Origin of the sequence: Streptomyces sp. NBC_00683, from assembly GCF_036226745.1 — a bacterium.
Taxonomy (GTDB): Bacteria; Actinomycetota; Actinomycetes; order Streptomycetales; family Streptomycetaceae; genus Streptomyces.
In genome coordinates, this window is sequence record NZ_CP109013.1 from 2,616,835 (window position 1) to 2,634,423 (window position 17,589).

A 17,589-nucleotide genomic window follows, 5' to 3' on the forward strand; every position below is an offset into this window, starting at 1 on the left:
GTTCTGTACCGAGGAGAGGGGCAGCGGGGATTAGCCCATCTCCTCCAGCGCCTTGCCCTTGGTCTCCTTCACGAACTTGAGCACGAAGGGGATCGAGAGCACGGCGAAGAAGGTGTAGATCATGTAGGTGCCCGACAGGTTCCAGTCGGCCAGGCTCGGGAAGCTCGCGGTGATCGCCCAGTTGGCGATCCACTGCGCGGACGCGGCGACTCCGAGCGCGGCGGCGCGGATGCGGTTCGGGAACATCTCACCGAGGAAGACCCAGACCACGACACCCCACGACAGTGCGAAGAAGAGCACGAAGACGTGGGCCGCGATGAGTGCGACGGTGCCCTGGGTGTCGGGGAGCTTGCCGTCGACCAGGTCGGCGGAGAAGGCCCAGGCCTCGACGCCCAGCGCGATGGCCATACCGGCCGAGCCGACGAGGGCGAGCGGCCTGCGGCCGACCCGGTCCACGAGGACCATCGCGATCACGGTGCCGATGATGTTGATGATCGACGTGGTGAACGAGTAGAAGAACGAGCTGGTCGGGTCGATGCCGACCGACTGCCACAGCGTCGACGAGTAGTAGAACGCCACGTTGATGCCGACGAGCTGCTGGAAGACCGACAGTCCGATACCGACCCAGACGATCGGCAGGAAGCCGAAGCGGCTCCCGAGCAGGTCGCTGAACTTGGACTTGTGCTCGCGGTGCATGGCCGTCTCGATCTCGAGCACGCGGGCGTCGAGATCGACGTTCTTCCCCTCGACCTCTCCGAGGATCTTGCGGGCCCGGTCCTTCTTGCCGACGGAGATCAGGAAGCGCGGCGACTCGGGGATCGCGAAGGACAGCAGCCCGTAGAGGACGGCGGGCACGACCATGACGCCGAGCATCCACTGCCAGGCCTCGAAGCCGCCGATCTCGCCGCGCTGGTCGCCGTCGGCGAGCTGCAGGATGCCGTAGTTGACCAGCTGCGAGATGGCGATGCCGATGACGATGGCGGCCTGCTGGAAGGAGCCGAGCCGGCCGCGGTAGGCGGGCGGCGAGACCTCGGCGATGTAGGCCGGGCCGATGACCGAGGCCATACCGATCGCGAAGCCGCCGATGATCCGCCACATGGCGAGGTCCCACAGGGCGAACGGGAGCGCGGAGCCGATGGCGCTGATGGTGAACAGCACGGCGGCGATCTGCATGCAGCGGATGCGGCCGATCCGGTCGGCGATGCGTCCCGCGGTCGCCGCGCCGATCGCGCAGCCGATCAGCGCGATGGCGATGACCTGCGCCAGCGTCCCCGAGCCGATGTCGTAGCGGTCACGGATGGCTTCCACCGCTCCGTTGATCACGGAACTGTCGTAGCCGAAGAGGAAGCCGCCCATCGCCGCGGCTGCGGTGATGAAGATGACATGGCCGAGATGCTCCGGGTGGGCCTCCCGGGCTCCGGACTCCGGCCCGTGCTCTGTGCTGGTCACATGAACTCCTGATACCTGGCCGCAACGTCAGGCGTGGGGGGTGAGCTCTCCCAGTGGCGCACAACTTCTCGCAAGACACCACTTGAAGGTAAAAACAACATTGCAGAGATTATGCGTTCAAGTTTCGAAGTCAAGACCGAGGTGAAGGCGCGGAAGTACTGACAACCACCCACCAGCACCCAAAAGGTGCGTTGAAGTGTTGAAGATTAGGTAAAGACGGCGTGCCCGTGTGTGCCCACGGTCCACCCGTCCCCGCGGGTCCTCAGCGGAGCCGCTGGCTGATCACCTTGGAGACTCCGTCGCCCTGCATCGAGACGCCGTACAGCGCGTCGGCGACCTCCATCGTCCGCTTCTGATGCGTGATCACGATGAGCTGTGAGCTCTCCTGGAGCTCCTCCATGATCCGGATCAGACGCTGCAGATTGGTGTCGTCGAGCGCCGCCTCGACCTCGTCCATCACATAGAACGGGCTCGGCCTGGCCTTGAAGATGGAGACCAGCAGGGCAACGGCCGTAAGGGATCTCTCGCCACCAGACAGCAGCGACAGCCGCTTGACCTTCTTGCCCGGCGGCCTGGCCTCGACATCGAGTCCGGTCGTCAGCATGTTGTCCGGGTCGGTGAGGATGAGCCGGCCCTCGCCTCCGGGGAAGAGCCGGGAGAAGACACCCTCGAACTCACGTGCGGTGTCCCGGAATGCCTCGGTGAACACCTGCTCGACCCGCTCGTCGACCTCCTTGATCACCTGCATCAGGTCGGCGCGGGTCTTCTTCAGGTCCTCGAGCTGCTCGGAGAGGAACTTGTGCCGTTCCTCCAGTGCGGAGAACTCCTCAAGGGCGAGCGGATTCACCTTCCCGAGTTGCTGATACGCCCGTTCGGCCGCCTTCAGCCTCTTCTCCTGCTCCGCCCTCACGAACGGCTTCGGCTGGTTGCGCGGGTGCTCCGGATCCTCCGGCAGCTCCTCGCCCTCCGCCGCGGGGGACGGCGGCACGAGCTGGCCGGGGCCGTACTCGGCGGCCAGACCGGCCGGCTCCACGCCGAACTCCTCCAGCGCCTTCGTCTCCAGCTGTTCTATCCGCAGCCGCTTCTCCGCCCCGAGCACCTCGCCGCGGTGCACCGAGTCGGTCAGCCGGTCGAGCTCGCCCTTGAGGTCGCGGCCCCGGTTGCGTTCGGCCGCCAGCTCACGCTCGCGCCCGGCCTTCGCGGCCTCGGCCGTGACCCTCTCCTCCTCGGCCCGTACGACGGACACCTCGACGTGCGCGAGCAGCTGACGGGCTCCGGAGGCCACCGCGGAAGCCACCGCGGCCTCGTGGCGCAGCCGGGCGCGGCGCTGCTCCGCGCGGGTCCGGGCCTCGCGCTCGGCGCGCGCTCCGCGGTCGAGGGCCTCGGCGCGCCCGGCGAGTCCCTTCACCCGCTCCTCATGGGTACGGACCTGGAGCCGCGCCTCCATCTCGGTCTGGCGTGCGTTGGCGCCGTCGGCGGCGAGCCGGTCCCGTACGGAGGTGTCGGGCTCCTCCTCCACCGGGGTCTCCTCGGCGACGAGCAGCCGCTCACTGAGTTCCTCGGCCTCCTCGGTGGCCCGCTCCAGCGCCTCCTGCGCCCGGGCTGCGGACGCGGTCGTGCGCTCGGCCTCCCCGGCCGCGCCCCGGGCCTGCCCGGCCAGGCGGCCTAGCTGCTGGGCCACCCCGGACTTCTCCCGCTCCGCGGCACGGCGCCGCTCCCCCAGCTCCTCGACACGGGCCGCGCCCTCACCGCGCAGGGCGCCCGCACGCTGCTGCGCCGCGGCGAGCTCCTCGCACCGCACGGCCAGCTCGGCCAGCTCCGCCGCGGCCTCGTCGACCGAGGCCTGCACCTCCAGAAGGCTGGGCGCCCCCGCGGACCCTCCGTGCGCGAAGTGCGCCCCCAGCACATCGCCCTCGGCGGTCACCGCGGTCAGCCCGGGATGGGCGGCGACCAGGTCCTCGGCGTCCTCCAGCGTGCCGACGACGACCATGTCGCGTACCAGCCGCCGTACGGCCACCATCAGTTCGGCGGGGCCCTGCACGAGCTGGGCGACGGAAGGCGCGGCCCCCGCCCGGTCCGCGGACGCGACGGCCGCGTCCTGGCCGGCCGTGGAGACAAGGGCCGAGGCAGGATCGGCGGGCGCCGGAACGGTCCGCCCCGGCTGCGCGGCCTGCCCGGTGGCCGGGTGCCCGGGCGCACCGGGCTCCCCACCCTGTCCGGGTACGAGTCCCGCACCGTGCTCCGCGCCGGCACCGGTCGCGGTCGCGCCGGACGCCTGGCCGGGCAGGTGTCCCGCGGCGGCCCCGGTACCTCCGAGCAGCAGCGCCGCGCGGCCCGCGTCCTGCTTGCGCAGCAGACGGATCGCGTCCGCCGCCGTCGCCGGGTCCGTCACCGCGATCGCGTCGGCCGCCGCTCCCAGGGCCGCGGCCACCGCGACCTCGTACCCCGGAGCCACCGTGAGGAGTTCCGCGGCCGGGCCGAGCAGTCCCGACAGCCGGTCCCCCGCGGCGAGCAGCACGCCCGTGCCGTCCTTGCGGCGCAGGCCCAGCGAGAGCGCCTCGTGGCGGGCGGCGAGCGCGGCACGCTTGCGTTCCGCGGAGGTGGCAGCCTCCCGGGCAGCGCCGAGTGCCGCCTCGGCCCCGGCCAGCTCCCGCTTGGCGGCCTCGTGCTGTTCCGCCAGTTCCGCGTCGCCCGCGTCCAGGCCGTCGACTTCGGCCTTGAGCTGTTCGTACTCCTCCTGTGCGGCGACCGCCCGCTCGCGTGCCTCGTCCCGCGATGCGGTGAGCCTGTCGATCTCGGCCTGTGCCGAACCGGCGCGGCTGCGGGCAGCGTTGACCTGGCCGTTCAGCCGGGCGAGGCCTTCGCGCCGGTCGGCGATGGCCCGGGCTGCGTCCCGGAGCCTGCGTTCCTCGGCGGCCAACTCGCGTTCCAGCTCGGCCCGGTGCGCGGTGGTGTCCTCCAGGGCGTGTTCCGCCGCCTCCAGCGCGGCCTCCAGCTCCGCCTCCTGCTCGCGGATCCGGGCGGCCTCGCGCTCCATGTCCTCGGGGTCCCGGCCGCGCCGCTCCTCCTCCGGTGCGGCGGAGGCGCTCTTCACGCGCGCGTCGGCGAGCGAGATCGTGCCCCGCACGCGTTCGGCCAGCTGCGAGAGTTCGTACCAGGTCTGCTGGGCCCGCTGCAGCCTCGGCGCGAGCCGCCGTACCTCGTCCTCGAGGTCGGCCTCGCGGACGAGCGCCGTCTTGAGCTCGGCCTCGGCCTTCTCCCTGCGCAGTTTGAGCGCCGCCTCGTCGGCGATCTCGCCGCGCAGCGCGTCGTGCAGGCCGACCAGATCGTCGGCGAGGAGGCGCAGCCGCGCGTCACGCAGATCGGCCTGGATGACGGCGGCCCGGCGGGCGACGGCGGCCTGGCGGCCCAGCGGTTTGAGCTGGCGCCGCAGTTCGTCGGTCAGGTCCTGGACCCGGGCCAGGTTCGCCCCCATCGCCTCCAGCTTCCGCAGCGCCTTCTCCTTGCGCTTGCGGTGCTTGAGCACGCCGGCCGCCTCCTCGATGAAGGCGCGGCGCCCCATCGGATCGGCGTGCAGGACGGAGTCCAGCCGCCCCTGGCCGACGATGACGTGCATCTCGCGGCCGATACCGGAGTCCGAGAGGAGTTCCTGGATGTCGAGCAGCCGGCAGGTGTCGCCATTGATCTGGTATTCGCTGCCGCCGTTGCGGAACATGATCCGGGTGATCGTCACCTCGGCGTACTCAATGGGCAGCGCGCCGTCGGAATTGTCGATGGTCAGCGACACTTCCGCGCGGCCGAGCGGTGGTCTGCCGGTGGTGCCGGCGAAGATCACGTCTTCCATCTTGCCGCCGCGCAGGCTTTTGGCTCCCTGCTCGCCCATGACCCAGGAGAGCGCGTCCACCACATTGGATTTGCCGGACCCATTGGGACCGACGACGCAGGTGATCCCCGGTTCGAACCGCAGGGTCGTGGCGGAGGCGAATGATTTGAAACCACGCAGGGTCAGGGCCTTGAGGTGCACGCCGCCGGACTCTACCTTTCACTCTCGGTTTCGCTGATGAAGGTGCAGGGCACATCAGACGGTAAGCGAAGAGCGGTAGATCCGGGACGGGCCGGGGGGCAAAGAAAGAAGGGACGCCGAGGCGTCCCTTGTAAATCGTATGCAGTCCTGCGTGACGGATCGCGAACGGGCCGGATCACAAGCAATCCATACAGTTCCCGGACGACGATCCGTGACGAAGACATTCCAGTGGTGATCCCGTACGGCTGCCACGTGCAGCCCGACCGGCCCCGACAGGGCCATCGGTCAGGTCAGCGCGGGCTCCGCCTGGGGTACGTCAATGTCGATGCTGTCGAGCAGCGACTCTTGGTGCTGGGCGGCGGCGTTGAGCGCGTCGTTCTCGTCCTGGATCCGTACGAGCTCGGATTCCAGGTCCTGGACGCGCTGCTGGAGCCGTCGCATCTCGGCGAGGAGTCGCGGATCGGAACCGCCGACGTAACCGAGAAGCGCCTTTGCCATGATGGATGGTCCTCCACACTGAGTGACCGACCGATGCGGTGTGGGTCGTGAGGGAATCGCACCCGCGGTGCTCGGCAGTGCTCTGTCTTCACTGTGGTTCTGCTGCCAAACAGCTCTGCCAAACAGCTAAGGTGCGCGGGGTTTTCAGCGTCTCACCAAAAAGTTTGACGGTCAACACGATCACACCCCGTTGAGGCGGGTGTCCCGGGGGCGCGCGGCCGGACGATCATGCGGCGCGACTCTCCTGCGGGGTCCCGAGGGGCGTGGAGATCTTCGTCAATGCCGCAGCCTGGCATGACATGACGTTCTTGGCAACCATGCTCCGTCGGCGGGTTCTTTCGCAGGTCATTTCGGGTGCGCGGTCCTCGACGACCGGCTCGGTCACCCCTCGCCGCACCCCGGATACGGAGCGGATCCGAGCACCCTTTCGTCACCCCGGTCAGCGGATTGCGAATCCCTCATATCCGCCACGCGGCGTGTCCCAGATCTCAGTGACGCCGTCCACGCGGCCGGGTGTGTCGTCGGAGCCGAGCCAGTCGAGCAGACGGTGGCAATTCTCACGTGTCCCTTCGGCGACAACCTGCACTCTGCCGTCGTCGAGATTGAGGGCAAAGCCGGTGAGGCCTCCGATCTCCAAAGCATTTGCCCTGGTGAACCAGCGGAACCCTACTTGCTGTACTCGGCCGCGTACCCAGACGACGAGTCGTGCATCTTCGCTCATGCCCGAACGCTAACCGGCCAATTGCTCAACGAGCACGTCACCCCTTTACGCCATGGCGTACAGTCCCCTCGCAATAGCCTCACCCGAACGGGTGAGATCGACAGCGAACACGGTGACGTCGCAGTGACGCCCGGAGCACGAGGAAGGCACAGCGCATGGGACGCCATCGACGCTCGGGCGCAGCCCCCGCCGCTGACCAGCACACAGCGGGCGGGACAAGCGGGCACCGCGGCACCCGCCGCAGGAAGCGGGCCGGGGCGCCTCTGCGCACCGGACTTCTCGGCGTGTCCGCGGCCGTGGCCGTCGGCGCGGTCGCTGTCGCATCGGGCCTTCTGCCCGGCGGTGACAACACCTACAGCGTGAGCGGAGGCCCCGCCTCCGACCAGGTCCGCGCGGGCGGTGCCCCGGACCTGCTGACGCAGGGCGGTTCCTCCGCCAAGCCGACCGAGCGCACATCGGAGTCCGCGTCCGCCCAGGCCGGACGGGGCAGCGTGCGCCCCTCGGCGCCGTCGAAGTCCGCCTCGGCCACTCCGACGAAGAAGCCGTCCGCCACCGCCTCGAAGCCGGCGGCCAGGAAGGCGGACAAGCCGACGAGGACGCCGGAGCGCACGAAGGCGCCGGCCGCGGAGTCGAAGAAGCCTTCGAGCCCGGCCGCCAAGGCCCCGGCCGCTCCGAAGAAGCCGTCCGCCACTCCGAGCCGCAGGACCACGGCCCCGACGGCCGACACCTCCGCGCAGGCCGAGGTGCTCGCCCTGGTCAATCAGGAGCGCGCGAAGGTCGGCTGCCGCCCGGTCACCGCCAGCGCCTCGCTGAACGCGCTCGCCCAGAGCTTCAGCGAGGACATGGCCGCCCGCGGCTTCTTCGGCCACACCGACCCCGACGGAGCGACCCCCTGGGACCGCGCCGACAAGGCGGGGGTGGAAGGCCTCGGCGGCGAGAACATCGCCCGCGGCCAGGCCGACGCGCAGGCCGTGATGGACGCCTGGATGAACAGCGACGGCCACCGCGCAAACATTCTCAACTGCGACTACACGACGCTCGGCGTGGGTGTGGAGCTCGGTTCCGGCGGCCCGTGGTGGACGCAGGACTTCGGCTTCTGACCGGCTCCCGGCCGGCTTCCGGCCTCTCCGCGACGGCATGACGTCTGTGCAGCGCTCACCAGAAGTGAGCGCTGCACACGCGTAAGCTGACTCCATGGACGGGACGGACACGGGTGGGTCGGATGCGGACTCCGTGCGCGACGGCAGCGGAGTGCCGTTCGACGTGTTCTCCCGGAACTGCCCCTCCCGCGGGACGCTGGAGCACGTCACGGGCCGCTGGGGCAGTCTGACGCTCGGCGCGCTGTACCGGGGCAGCCTCCGCTTCAACGAGCTGCGCCGTCGGATCGACGGGGTCAGCGAGAAGATGCTGTCCCAGACCCTGCACGCCCTGGAGCGCGACGGTCTGGTGCACAGGGAGGCCCAGCCCACCAACCCGCCGAGGGTCGACTACGAGCTGACAGCTCTGGGCCGTGAGGTCACCGGACAGCTGCTGGGGCTCATCCACCTCGTGCAGGGCCGGATGCCGGAGGTGCTCGACGCACGCGGGCGCTACGACGGGGCCCGCGGAGCCTGAGCCGCCCCAGCCGACGCGCCGGACAGCTGAGCCGCCTCAGCCCGTGCGCGGCGGACGCTGGCAGCGCGGGCAGAAATAGCTGGAGCGGTTCATCCAGGGGCGACGGCGCATCGGCGTGCCGCAGCGGTGGCACGGCTCGTCCTCGCGTCCGTACGCGTCGAGCGACCGGTCGAAGTAGCCGGATTCGCCGTTCACGTTGACATAGAGGCTGTCGAAGCTCGTGCCGCCCTGGTCGAGCGCCTCGTGCATCACCGCCCGTACATGGCCCAGCAGCTCCGCCGACTTCGGCCGGGTCAGGGTCGCGGTGGGCCGCTCGTAGTGCAGCCGGCTGCGCCAGAGCGCCTCGTCCGCGTAGATGTTGCCGACCCCGCTGATCAGGGACTGGTCGAGCAGGGCGCGTTTGACCGTCGTACGGCGCAGACGCAGCGCCGTGTGGAACGCGGCGTCGTCGAACGCCGGGTCCAGGGGGTCGCGCGCGATGTGCGCGATGACGTCGGGCAGTCCGTCGGGGGTGTTCTCGTGGAGCGAGAGGCCGCCGAAGGTGCGCTGGTCGACGAAGCGCAGCTCGGTGCCGAGATCGTCGTCGAAGCGGATCCTGATCCGCAGATGCTTCTCGTCGGGGGCCTCCCCGGGCTGCACCAGCAGCTGACCGCTCATGCCGAGGTGGCCGAGCAGCGAGGAGGACACCTCCTCCAGGGGCACCCAGAGGTACTTGCCGCGGCGCATCGCCGTGCCGAAGCGCCGGCCCGTCAGCCGGGCGGCGAAGTCCGGCCCGCCCGCGAGGTGCCTGCGGACCGCACGCGGGTGCAGGACCTCGACCTCGTCGACGGTCCGCCCGGTGACCCAGCGCTCCAGACCGCGCCGTACGACTTCGACCTCGGGCAGTTCGGGCACGGCGCTCCTTCGAAGACGTGACAGCGAAAGACATGGCGGTGGACGGCGAAGACGCCGGAGGACAGCGAAAACCCCCCGGTGCGCCAGGCACCGAGGGGCTCTCTGATGGTTCAGGCCGGAGTGGCGTCCGTGTTCGGCGACGGGTCGGCAGGGGTGTCGGCGACCCCTGCGTCGGCAGCGGCCTTCTCTGCCGCCTCCCGCGCTTCTGCGGCGGCGCTGATCTCACGCCAGGCGGATTCTGCCGCCTGCTGCTCCGCTTCCTTCTTGCTACGGCCGGTGCCGGTGCCGTACGAGACACCACCGACGCGAGCAGCAGCAGTGAAGGTCTTCTCGTGGTCGGGGCCGGTCTCCGTGACGAGGTACTCGGGAACTCCGAGGCTCTCGCTCGCGGTGAGCTCCTGGAGACTGGTCTTCCAGTCCAGGCCGGCTCCGAGGTTGGAGGACCTGTCGATCAGCGGGTCGAAGAGCCGGTGAACCAGCTCCGAGGCCACGCCGAGGCCCTGGTCGAGATAGACGGCGCCGATCACCGCTTCAAGGGTGTCGGCGAGGATGGAAGCCTTGTCCCGGCCACCCGTGCCCTCTTCACCGCGGCCGAGCCGGATGAAGGAGCCGAGTTCGAGGCCGCGACCCACTTCCGCAAGTGCACGCGAGTTGACCACCGCGGCCCGCAACTTGGCCAGCTGGCCTTCGGGCAGGTCGGGGTGGGTGCGGTACAGCGTGTCCGTGACCACCAGGCCGAGCACCGAATCCCCGAGGAATTCGAGCCGCTCGTTGGTGGGCAGACCGCCGTTCTCGTATGCGTACGAACGGTGGGTCAGCGCACGCACCAGAAGGGCGGACTCGAGGTGGTACCCGAGCCGCCCTTCCAGAAGCGTGTGGGACGAGGCTGTGTTGACGTTGTCTGCCTGCTTCTTGGCGCTGGACAACTCAGACATCGGGCCTCTCACCAGCCGCTCAGACCTCGAGGACCTGGCGCTTGTTGTAGGTGCCGCAGCTCGGGCACGCAATGTGCTGGAGCTTCGGCTCCTGGCAACGCTCGCACGAAACCAGGGTGGGGACCGCAGCCTTCCACTGCGACCGGCGGTGGCGCGTGTTGCTGCGCGACATCTTCCGCTTCGGAACAGCCACGGCTACTTCTCCTGCTTCTCGTCGACGCCAGGTTCGGCGCCGCCCATGTTGTCCTTCTCGCCGTCCTGAACGGTCTCGGCGAGTCCTTGCAGTGCCGCCCAACGTGCGTCGACGGCATCGTGGTGGTGGCCGGGATTCTCGTCCAGCCTGATTCCGCATTCGGAACACAGACCGGCACAGGTCTCCTTGCACACCGGCTGCATCGGCAGTGCGAGCACCACCGCATCACGCAGCACAGACTCGAGGTCGAACAAGCCGTCCTCGAGGAAGAACCTGTCCTCGTCGTCCTCGGCGTCGTCGACCGGGTCCGCGGTCCTGCTGCGGTTCCGGTCATCGGCGTCAGGGTACGAGAACATCTCCTGGAAGTCCGCTGCGACCTCAAGGCGCACCGGCTCCAGACACCTTACGCACTCCCCCTCGGCCGTTGCACGGGCGGTGCCTGTGACGAGCACCCCTTCCATGACCGATTCGAGGCGGAGGTCCAGCACCACGGGTGCCTTCTCCGGCACACCGATGACCCCGTCGATACCGAGATCCTTCGGCGCTTCCACCGAGCGGGTCAGCCGCTTCAGGGCACCGGGACGCCGACCCAGCTCGCGCGTATCGAACACGAGGGGGTTGCGGTGGTCGAGGTGACCGTTCAGGGCTTTTCCTGCTTTCGAAATCATGTGCAATGTGCAGCTTCCGGAGGGGGCCGCCCAGGTCCGGAGAGGAAGAGGGCAGCCGGGATCGCGGAATACGCGCGACCGAAGAGCCAGGATACTGGACGTACCGCCCAGCTCCCAATCCGGTCCGGACTGCCGCCGGCGCGCTCCGGTCAGCGCCCCTGTTCGTACCGGCGCAGCTGCTCCAGGTCGATCATGCTGGTGTCGAAGAGACTGGTCTCGTCGAGCGCGCTCTCGCCCTGCGGCAGGGGGGCCTGGGCCTGCTGCGGCCAGCCGTACTCCTGCTGGGGCTGCGCCTGGAGCCCGCCCTGGTCGTAGCCCTGCTGCTGGTAGGCGGCGTACGGGTCCGGCTGCTGCTGGTAGCCGTAGCCGTCCTGCTGGACCGGCTGGTCCTGGTAGGCGTACGTCTGCGCGTACTGCTGCTCGGGCTGGGCCTGCGCGGGGAACCCGGTCTGCGAGGGGTCCTGGTAGTCCGGCACCGCGCCGTCCCGGTAGTCCGCCACCGGCGCGTAGCCCGGCTGCGAGGGCTCCGCGTACAGGGGCTGCTGGGCCTGCTGCGGCTCCGGCGTGGAGAGCTCGGCCAGGCCTGCCCAGTGGTCCTCGTCGCTGGTGCGCTGGTGGCCGCCCGCGGCGTCCTGGGCGGCCATGTGCGCGCCGAGGTCGTCGGTGGCGACGCGTCCGTGCAGCTTCTGCCGGCCGCGGCCGACGGCCTCCAGGGTCTTGGCGAGCACGGCCTCGAAGGCACCGAGCTTGGTGTCGACGTAGTCGTCCGCGCGCCGCCTGAGCGTCTCGGGGTCCGCGCTGCGCTCGGGCGCCTCGGCGAAGTCCGGGTCCTCGTAGCCCTGCTCGTCGAGCCCTTCGCTGCGGCCCAGGAGCTTCTCCCGGCCGCGGTCGACGGAACCGATGGTCTTGGTGAGGACGACCTCGAAGTTGGCGAGCTTGCTGTCGACGTACTCGTCGGCCTCGCCGCGGACCTCGTCGGCCTCCCTGCGGGCCTCGGAGAGGATCCGGTCGGCCTCCGCCTGGGACCGCCGGGCGATCTCGGTGTCGGAGACCAGCGAGCCGCGCTGGGCGTGGGCGGACTCGATGATCCGCTCGGCCTCCTGCCTGGCCTGCTCCACGAGCTGCTCACGGCCGCCGATGAGCTCCTCGGCGTGGGCCAGCGAGCCGGGCAGCGCCTCGCGCACCTCTTCGAGCATCGCGAGCAGCTCGGCGCGGTTGATCACACAGGACGCCGACATGGGCATGGCGCGGGCGTTCCCGACCGTTTCGACGATCTCGTCGAGCTTCTTCTGCACGTCCACCGTGTGCTCGCCACTCTCTGCTGCTGTTGGAGACGGACGGGACGACTGTAAGGCCAGTCGCCTGCCGTCCGACACCTGGTGACGGACGGTCAGCACATCACTTCTGACCGAGACGCTCCACGAGGGCCTCGTGGACGGACGGCGGCAGCAGGTGCGAGACGTCGCCGCCCCAGGTCGCCACCTCCTTGACCAGGGAGGACGACAGGAAACTGTAGGTGGGATTGGTCGGCACGAAGAGTGTCTCGACCCCCGAGAGCCCGTTGTTCATCTGGGCCATCTGCAGCTCGTAGTCGAAGTCGCTGACGGCCCGCAGGCCCTTCACGATCGCCGGGATGTCGCGCTGCTTGCAGAAGTCGACCAGCAGGCCGTGGAAGGACTCGACCTCGACGTTGCCGAAGTCCGCGGTGACCTCGCGGATCATCTCGATCCGCTCCTCGACGGTGAACAGGCCGTTCTTGGACTGGTTGATCATCACCGCGACGTGCACGACGTCGTACAGCTTCGAGGCTCGGCCAATGATGTCGAGATGTCCGTTGGTGATGGGGTCGAACGACCCCGGACAGACGGCGCGGCGCAACGTGGTTCCCTCGCTCTCCGATGCGGTCATCGTGCGTCTTCGCACGTAGAGGCGGCGCGACCGTACCAAAGCGTTCCCTCGCCGTAGCGACGGGCCCGCAGTGGCTCGAATCCTGCCGGCCAGCTGAATTCTCCGCCTCTGGTGCTCCGTTCCACCGTGACGAGAGCATCGTCGCTGAGCCACCCCTGAGCACGGAGTGTGAGCAGTATCTCGCCAAGATCGCCATCCGTGACGGCGTACGGCGGGTCGAGGAACACCACGTCGTAGGGGTCCGCGGGAGCCGGTCCTGTCACGATCTGCTCGGCTTTGCCCGGCCGGACTTCGGCGCCGGGAAGACCGAGGGTGCGCACGTTGTCACGGACGGTGCGTACGGCCTTGGCGTCGGCCTCCACGAGCAGCGCGTGGACCGCACCGCGGGAGAGCGCCTCGAGTCCGACGGCGCCGGAGCCCGCGTAGAGATCGGCGATACGGATGCCGTCGAGGGTGCCCAGGAGCGCTTCCCAGGTGGAGAACAGGCCCTCGCGCGCCCGGTCGGACGTGGGGCGGGTGCCGGTGCCGGGCGGTACGGCCAGGCGGCGTCCGCCGGCCGAGCCGGCGATCACGCGGGTCATGGGTGTCTGGTCCTCGGGTCGCGGGCAGCACGCAGGACGGGACGCGTGCCGTGCTCCCCACGATATGGCGTCGGTGCGGATCCGGCCCTGGTCACCCCTTGTCGAGGTACTCCTCCCTGTCCTTGTCCAGGAGCGCGTCCAGCGCGATGCGCAGCTCGGGGAGCCGCTCCAGCGCGGGGTCGTCCGCGACGACGCGGACGGCCTCCTCGCGGGCCGCCGCGATGACCTCCTCGTCGTCGATGACGCTGAGCACCCGCAGGGAGGAGCGGACGCCGGACTGGGCCTGGCCGAGGACATCGCCCTCGCGGCGCTGTTCGAGGTCGATCCGGGAGAGCTCGAAGCCGTCGAGGGTGGCGGCGACGGCGGAGAGCCTGGCCCGGGCGGGGCTCGCCTCATGGGCCTCGCTGACCAGCAGGCAGAGGCCGGGGGCGGAGCCACGCCCGACGCGGCCTCTCAGCTGGTGCAGCTGGGAGACCCCGAAGCGGTCGGCGTCCATGATCACCATCGCGGTGGCGTTCGGGACGTTCACCCCGACCTCGATGACGGTGGTGGCGACCAGCACGTCGACCTGGCCGGCGGCGAACCGGCGCATCACGTCGTCCTTGTCGTCGGGGTGCATCCTGCCGTGCAGCACCTCGGTCCGCAGGCCGGTGAGCGCGCCCTTGCGGAGCTGTTCGGCGATCTCCAGCACGGCGAGCGGCGGACGCTTCTCGGCGTCGTCCTCGGGGGCGGCGGCCTTCTTCCCCTTCTTCTTCTCCGCGGCCTCGTCGGCGTCGTCCCCGATGCGGGGGCACACCACGTACGCCTGGTGGCCGTTCTCCACTTCCTCGCGGACGCGTTCCCAGGCGCGGCTGAGGAAGTGCGGCTTGTCCTTGGCGGGGACGACATGGCTGGCGATGGGTGAGCGGCCGGCCGGGAGCTGGTCCAGGACGGAGGTCTCCAGGTCCCCGAAGACGGTCATCGCGACGGTTCGGGGAATGGGTGTGGCGGTCATGACCAGCAGATGCGGTGGCTGCTTGCCCTTGGAGCGCAGCGCGTCGCGCTGTTCCACGCCGAAGCGGTGCTGCTCGTCGACGACGACCAGGCCGAGGTCGTGGAACTGCACCTTGTCCTCGATCAGCGCATGGGTGCCGATCACGATGCCGGCCTCGCCGGTGACCAGGTCGAGCAGCGCCTGACGGCGGGCCGGGACGCCCATGGAGCCGGTGAGCAGGACCACTTTGGTGCCCCGGTCGGAGCCGCCGAGCATTCCCGCCCGTCGCCCGCCACCACCCTTCTGAGGAGGCGCTTCGCGCCACAGCCCCCAATTCTCCGCGAGCTCGCCCATCATCTCGGTGATGGACCGGTGGTGCTGCTGGGCGAGCACCTCGGTGGGGGCCAGCATCGCGGCCTGGCCGCCCGCGTCGACGACGGTGAGCATGGCGCGCAGGGCGACCATCGTCTTCCCCGAGCCGACCTCGCCCTGCAGCAGCCGGTGCATCGGGTGTTCCGTCGCCAGGTCGCCGAAGATCTCTCCGGTGACCTTCTGCTGGCCTTCGGTGAGGGTGAAGGGCAGCTTGGCGTCGAAGGCGTCGAGCAGTCCGTCGGGGACGGACTTGCGGGCCACTGCCGGGAGTTGGGTGTCGGCGTAGCGGCGGCGGGCGAGCGCGACCTGGAGGACGAAGGCCTCGTCCCACTTCAGCCGCTCCCGTGCGGCAGCGATGTCCGCCTTGGTGTGCGGGCGGTGGATCTTGAGCAGTGCCTCGGGCAGCTGGACGAACCCGCGCCCCTCCCGGAGCGTTGCGGGCAGCGGGTCGACGGCCTCCTGGGCGCTCGGCAGGACGGTGTCGACGGCCTTGGCGATCCGCCAGGAGTCGAGCTGCTTGCAGGCGGGGTAGATGGGCAGCAGCTGCCCGGCGAAGGCGTCCACGGCGTCCGTCGCCTCGTCCTCGTCCTGGGCGTCGAGGAGTTGGTAGGTGGGGTGGGCGAGCTGCATCTTCCGGTTGAAGACGGAGACCTTGCCGGCGAACATCGCGCGACGGCCGGGGAGCAGCTCCTTGTGCGGTTTGTGGACGCCGTGTCCGAAGAAGACCAGCTGGAGTCTGCCGCTGCCGTCGGTGAGGGTGACTTCGAGGCGCTTGCCGCGGCCGTTGTTGAACATCATGACCCGCGCGTCGGCGACCTGTGCGACGACCGTCACGTGCTCGTCCAGCGGGAGCTCGGTGAGCGCCGTGAGGCGGCCCCGCTCCTCGTAGCGCCGGGGGTAGTGGTGGAGCAGGTCCCCGACCGTGTGCAGGTCGAGGTGTTCGGCCATCACCTTCGCGGTGGCTCCGCCGAGCAGCTTCTTGAGGGGTTCATCGAACGCGGACACGCGATCCATTGCACACCACGGCACCGACAAATGTCGCCGGGCGCCGCACCGGACCCGCTACTCGACGCCGATCAGCAGGGGTGCCGCCTGGTGGCCGCCCCGGTAGATCACCGTGTCCACGGCGAGGTAGCCCTCGCGGACGTGCTCCTGGAGGGCGTCGGCCAGGGCGTCGGGGACGTCCTCGCCCAGGACCAGCGTGACGAGTTCGCCGCCCGCCGACAGCATCCGGTCCAGGACGGTCCGGGCCGTGCCGGGGACGTCCTCGCCGATCACGGCGACGTCCCCGTCGATCAATCCGAGGATGTCGCCCGCCTGGCAGATGCCGGCCATGGTCCATGACTGCCGTTCGGCGACGGCCAGTTCGGCGTACCGGGTGGCGCCGGCCGCCGCGGTCATCGCCACGACGTCCTCGTCGAAGCCGCGGTCCGGTTCGTGGACGGCGAGCGCGGCGATGCCCTGGACGGCGGCGCGGGTGGGGATCAGGGCGACGCGGACGCCCTCGGCCCTGGCCTGCTCGGCGGCTGCCGCCGCGGTGTGGCGCAGTTGGGCGTCGTTGGGCAGCAGGACCACTTCGCGGGCGTGGGCCCGGCGGATCGCGTCGACGAGTTCGCCGCTGGCCGGCGGCTCGCCGGGGCGCGCAAGCACCGTGGTCGCCCCGGCCTCCGCGCACAGGCCGGAGAGCCCGTCGCCGGGGACCACGACGACGACGCCGCGCTGGGCGGGTTCCAGGTGGGCGCGGACCCGGTCGGCGGCGAAGTGCGTGATCCGGATCCGGTACGGCCGGCCGGCCTCGACCCCCGCCTCCACGGCCGCTCCGGCGTCGTCGACGTGGACGTGGACGTTCCACAGGCCGTCGCCGCCGACCACGACGAGGGAGTCGCCCAGCGCGTCCAGTCGGCTCCGCAGCCGGTCGACGGCTTCGTCTCGGGCCTCCAGCAGGTAGATCACCTCGAAGGCGGGACCGCTGTCCGGGCCCTCCTGGGCGCAGTCGCCGGTCAGGGGCAGTGCGTCGGGGGCCACCTTCGGCGTGCGCGCCGGTGCCTGCCCGCCGACCGCTTCGCGCAGTGCCCCGAGCACGGTCACGAGGCCTTGCCCGCCCGCGTCCACGACGCCCGCCCGGCTGAGGACGGCGAGCTGTCCGGTGGTCGCGGCCAGTGCCGTGCGCGCGCCGTCGTAGGCGGCGTCCAGCACGGCCGTGAGTCCGGCGGTGCCCGCGGTGGCCGCGGCGGCTTCGGCGGCGGCGCCTGCGACGGTCAGCACGGTGCCCTCGACGGGGTGGGCGACGGCCCGGCGGGCAGCGGTGGCGGCTTCGGTCAGGGCGGTGCGCAGGTGATCCGCGTCACCCGCCTCGGCGAGTACGCCCGCCATGCCGCGCAGCAGCTGGGCCAGGATCGTGCCGGAGTTCCCGCGGGCGCCGATCAGCGCGCCGTGCGCCATCGCCCGTACGGCGTCGGCGGCGGCGGGCACGGTGGAGCCTGTCTCGTGGGCCGCGAAGACCGCTTCGACGGCTGCCGCCGCGGACTCCACGGTCAGGTAGAGGTTGGTGCCGGTGTCCCCGTCGGCGACGGGATAGACGTTGATGGCGTCGATCGCCTCGCGCTCGCGGCCCAGGGCTTCCAGCGCCAGTGAGCACCAGGTGCGCACCGCGACGGCGTCCAGTTCGTCGGGGGACTGCGGCACCGTGTGGTCCTCCTTGAGGCGGCCGAGGGGGGCGGACTGCACCGCAGAGTAGCCCTCGCCCGGAGCACCGGACC

15 protein-coding genes are annotated in these 17,589 nt (G+C 70.5%); 2 read left to right on the forward strand and 13 right to left on the reverse strand.

Features of this window, described 5'->3' with window-relative positions; translation table 11 throughout:
- Positions 1-30: 30 nt before the first annotated feature.
- The 4 genes from OG257_RS11375 to OG257_RS11390 all read right to left on the reverse strand — a co-directional run bounded on the left by OG257_RS11375 (position 31) and on the right by OG257_RS11390 (position 6,692).
- On the reverse strand, positions 31-1,449 hold the full coding sequence (locus OG257_RS11375; RefSeq protein WP_329206971.1) for a sugar porter family MFS transporter: 1,419 nt from the start codon (positions 1,447-1,449) through the stop codon (positions 31-33).
- 262 nt (positions 1,450-1,711) lie between these two features.
- Positions 1,712-5,473, reverse strand: a complete 3,762-nt coding sequence (locus OG257_RS11380) for an AAA family ATPase (protein WP_329206973.1) — start codon at positions 5,471-5,473, stop codon at positions 1,712-1,714.
- Positions 5,474-5,758: 285 nt separating this feature from the next.
- Positions 5,759-5,971, reverse strand: a complete 213-nt coding sequence (locus OG257_RS11385; protein WP_018551753.1) for a hypothetical protein — start codon at positions 5,969-5,971, stop codon at positions 5,759-5,761.
- 439 nt (positions 5,972-6,410) lie between these two features.
- A complete protein-coding gene (locus OG257_RS11390) occupies positions 6,411-6,692 on the reverse strand; it encodes an acylphosphatase (protein WP_329206975.1) in 282 nt (93 codons plus the stop codon).
- 155 nt (positions 6,693-6,847) lie between these two features.
- Here OG257_RS11390 and OG257_RS11395 point away from each other — a divergent pair, with 155 nt between their 5' ends.
- Both OG257_RS11395 and OG257_RS11400 read left to right on the forward strand, forming a co-directional pair.
- The gene (locus OG257_RS11395) at positions 6,848-7,792 is read left to right on the forward strand and encodes a CAP domain-containing protein (RefSeq protein ID WP_329206976.1); all 945 of its coding nucleotides are present in this window, start codon (positions 6,848-6,850) and stop codon (positions 7,790-7,792) included.
- A 94-nt stretch (positions 7,793-7,886) separates the two neighbouring features.
- Entirely contained in the window at positions 7,887-8,306 is a 420-nt protein-coding gene (locus tag OG257_RS11400; protein ID WP_329206978.1) for a winged helix-turn-helix transcriptional regulator, read from the forward strand.
- A gap of 36 nt (positions 8,307-8,342) precedes the next feature.
- Here OG257_RS11400 and mutM read toward each other — a convergent pair whose 3' ends face one another.
- The 9 genes from mutM to OG257_RS11445 form a co-directional block, all read right to left on the reverse strand.
- A complete protein-coding gene (mutM, locus tag OG257_RS11405) occupies positions 8,343-9,200 on the reverse strand; it encodes a bifunctional DNA-formamidopyrimidine glycosylase/DNA-(apurinic or apyrimidinic site) lyase (protein ID WP_329206979.1) in 858 nt (285 codons plus the stop codon).
- A gap of 110 nt (positions 9,201-9,310) precedes the next feature.
- Positions 9,311-10,135 (reverse strand): ribonuclease III, encoded by an 825-nt coding sequence (rnc, locus tag OG257_RS11410; protein WP_329206980.1) that lies wholly within the window; start codon positions 10,133-10,135, stop codon positions 9,311-9,313.
- Between the two features lie 19 nt (positions 10,136-10,154).
- Positions 10,155-10,328 (reverse strand): 50S ribosomal protein L32, encoded by a 174-nt coding sequence (rpmF, locus tag OG257_RS11415; protein ID WP_003965982.1) that lies wholly within the window; start codon positions 10,326-10,328, stop codon positions 10,155-10,157.
- Between the two features lie 2 nt (positions 10,329-10,330).
- Entirely contained in the window at positions 10,331-10,996 is a 666-nt protein-coding gene (locus OG257_RS11420) for a YceD family protein (RefSeq protein ID WP_329206982.1), read from the reverse strand.
- A 149-nt stretch (positions 10,997-11,145) separates the two neighbouring features.
- On the reverse strand, positions 11,146-12,297 hold the full coding sequence (locus tag OG257_RS11425; protein ID WP_329206983.1) for a cell division initiation protein: 1,152 nt from the start codon (positions 12,295-12,297) through the stop codon (positions 11,146-11,148).
- A gap of 97 nt (positions 12,298-12,394) precedes the next feature.
- Positions 12,395-12,874, reverse strand: coding sequence for a pantetheine-phosphate adenylyltransferase (coaD, locus tag OG257_RS11430; protein WP_329215035.1), 480 nt, complete (start codon positions 12,872-12,874; stop codon positions 12,395-12,397).
- Between the two features lie 26 nt (positions 12,875-12,900).
- Positions 12,901-13,485 carry a 16S rRNA (guanine(966)-N(2))-methyltransferase RsmD gene (rsmD, locus tag OG257_RS11435; RefSeq protein WP_329206985.1) on the reverse strand — a complete coding sequence of 195 codons (585 nt, stop codon included), beginning with the start codon at positions 13,483-13,485 and terminating at the stop codon, positions 12,901-12,903.
- 91 nt (positions 13,486-13,576) lie between these two features.
- Positions 13,577-15,844: an ATP-dependent DNA helicase RecG gene (gene recG / locus OG257_RS11440; protein WP_329206987.1), complete on the reverse strand. Its 2,268-nt coding sequence runs from the start codon at positions 15,842-15,844 to the stop codon at positions 13,577-13,579.
- Between the two features lie 48 nt (positions 15,845-15,892).
- Positions 15,893-17,515 (reverse strand): DAK2 domain-containing protein, encoded by a 1,623-nt coding sequence (locus OG257_RS11445; RefSeq protein WP_329215037.1) that lies wholly within the window; start codon positions 17,513-17,515, stop codon positions 15,893-15,895.
- Between the last annotated feature and the right edge of the window lie 74 nt (positions 17,516-17,589).

Bases quoted from the DNA above. Each gene is read 5' to 3' on its own strand.
- OG257_RS11420 (WP_329206982.1), bottom strand. From the start codon at position 10,996: ATGATTTCGAAAGCAGGAAAAGCCCTGAACGGTCACCTCGACCACCGC.
- OG257_RS11390 (WP_329206975.1), bottom strand. From the start codon at position 6,692: ATGAGCGAAGATGCACGACTCGTCGTCTGGGTACGCGGCCGAGTACAG.
- OG257_RS11385 (WP_018551753.1), bottom strand. From the start codon at position 5,971: ATGGCAAAGGCGCTTCTCGGTTACGTCGGCGGTTCCGATCCGCGACTC.
- rnc (WP_329206980.1), bottom strand. From the start codon at position 10,135: ATGTCTGAGTTGTCCAGCGCCAAGAAGCAGGCAGACAACGTCAACACA.
- recG (WP_329206987.1), bottom strand. From the start codon at position 15,844: ATGGATCGCGTGTCCGCGTTCGATGAACCCCTCAAGAAGCTGCTCGGC.
- OG257_RS11400 (WP_329206978.1), top strand. From the start codon at position 7,887: ATGGACGGGACGGACACGGGTGGGTCGGATGCGGACTCCGTGCGCGAC.
- rsmD (WP_329206985.1), bottom strand. From the start codon at position 13,485: ATGACCCGCGTGATCGCCGGCTCGGCCGGCGGACGCCGCCTGGCCGTA.
- OG257_RS11395 (WP_329206976.1), top strand. From the start codon at position 6,848: ATGGGACGCCATCGACGCTCGGGCGCAGCCCCCGCCGCTGACCAGCAC.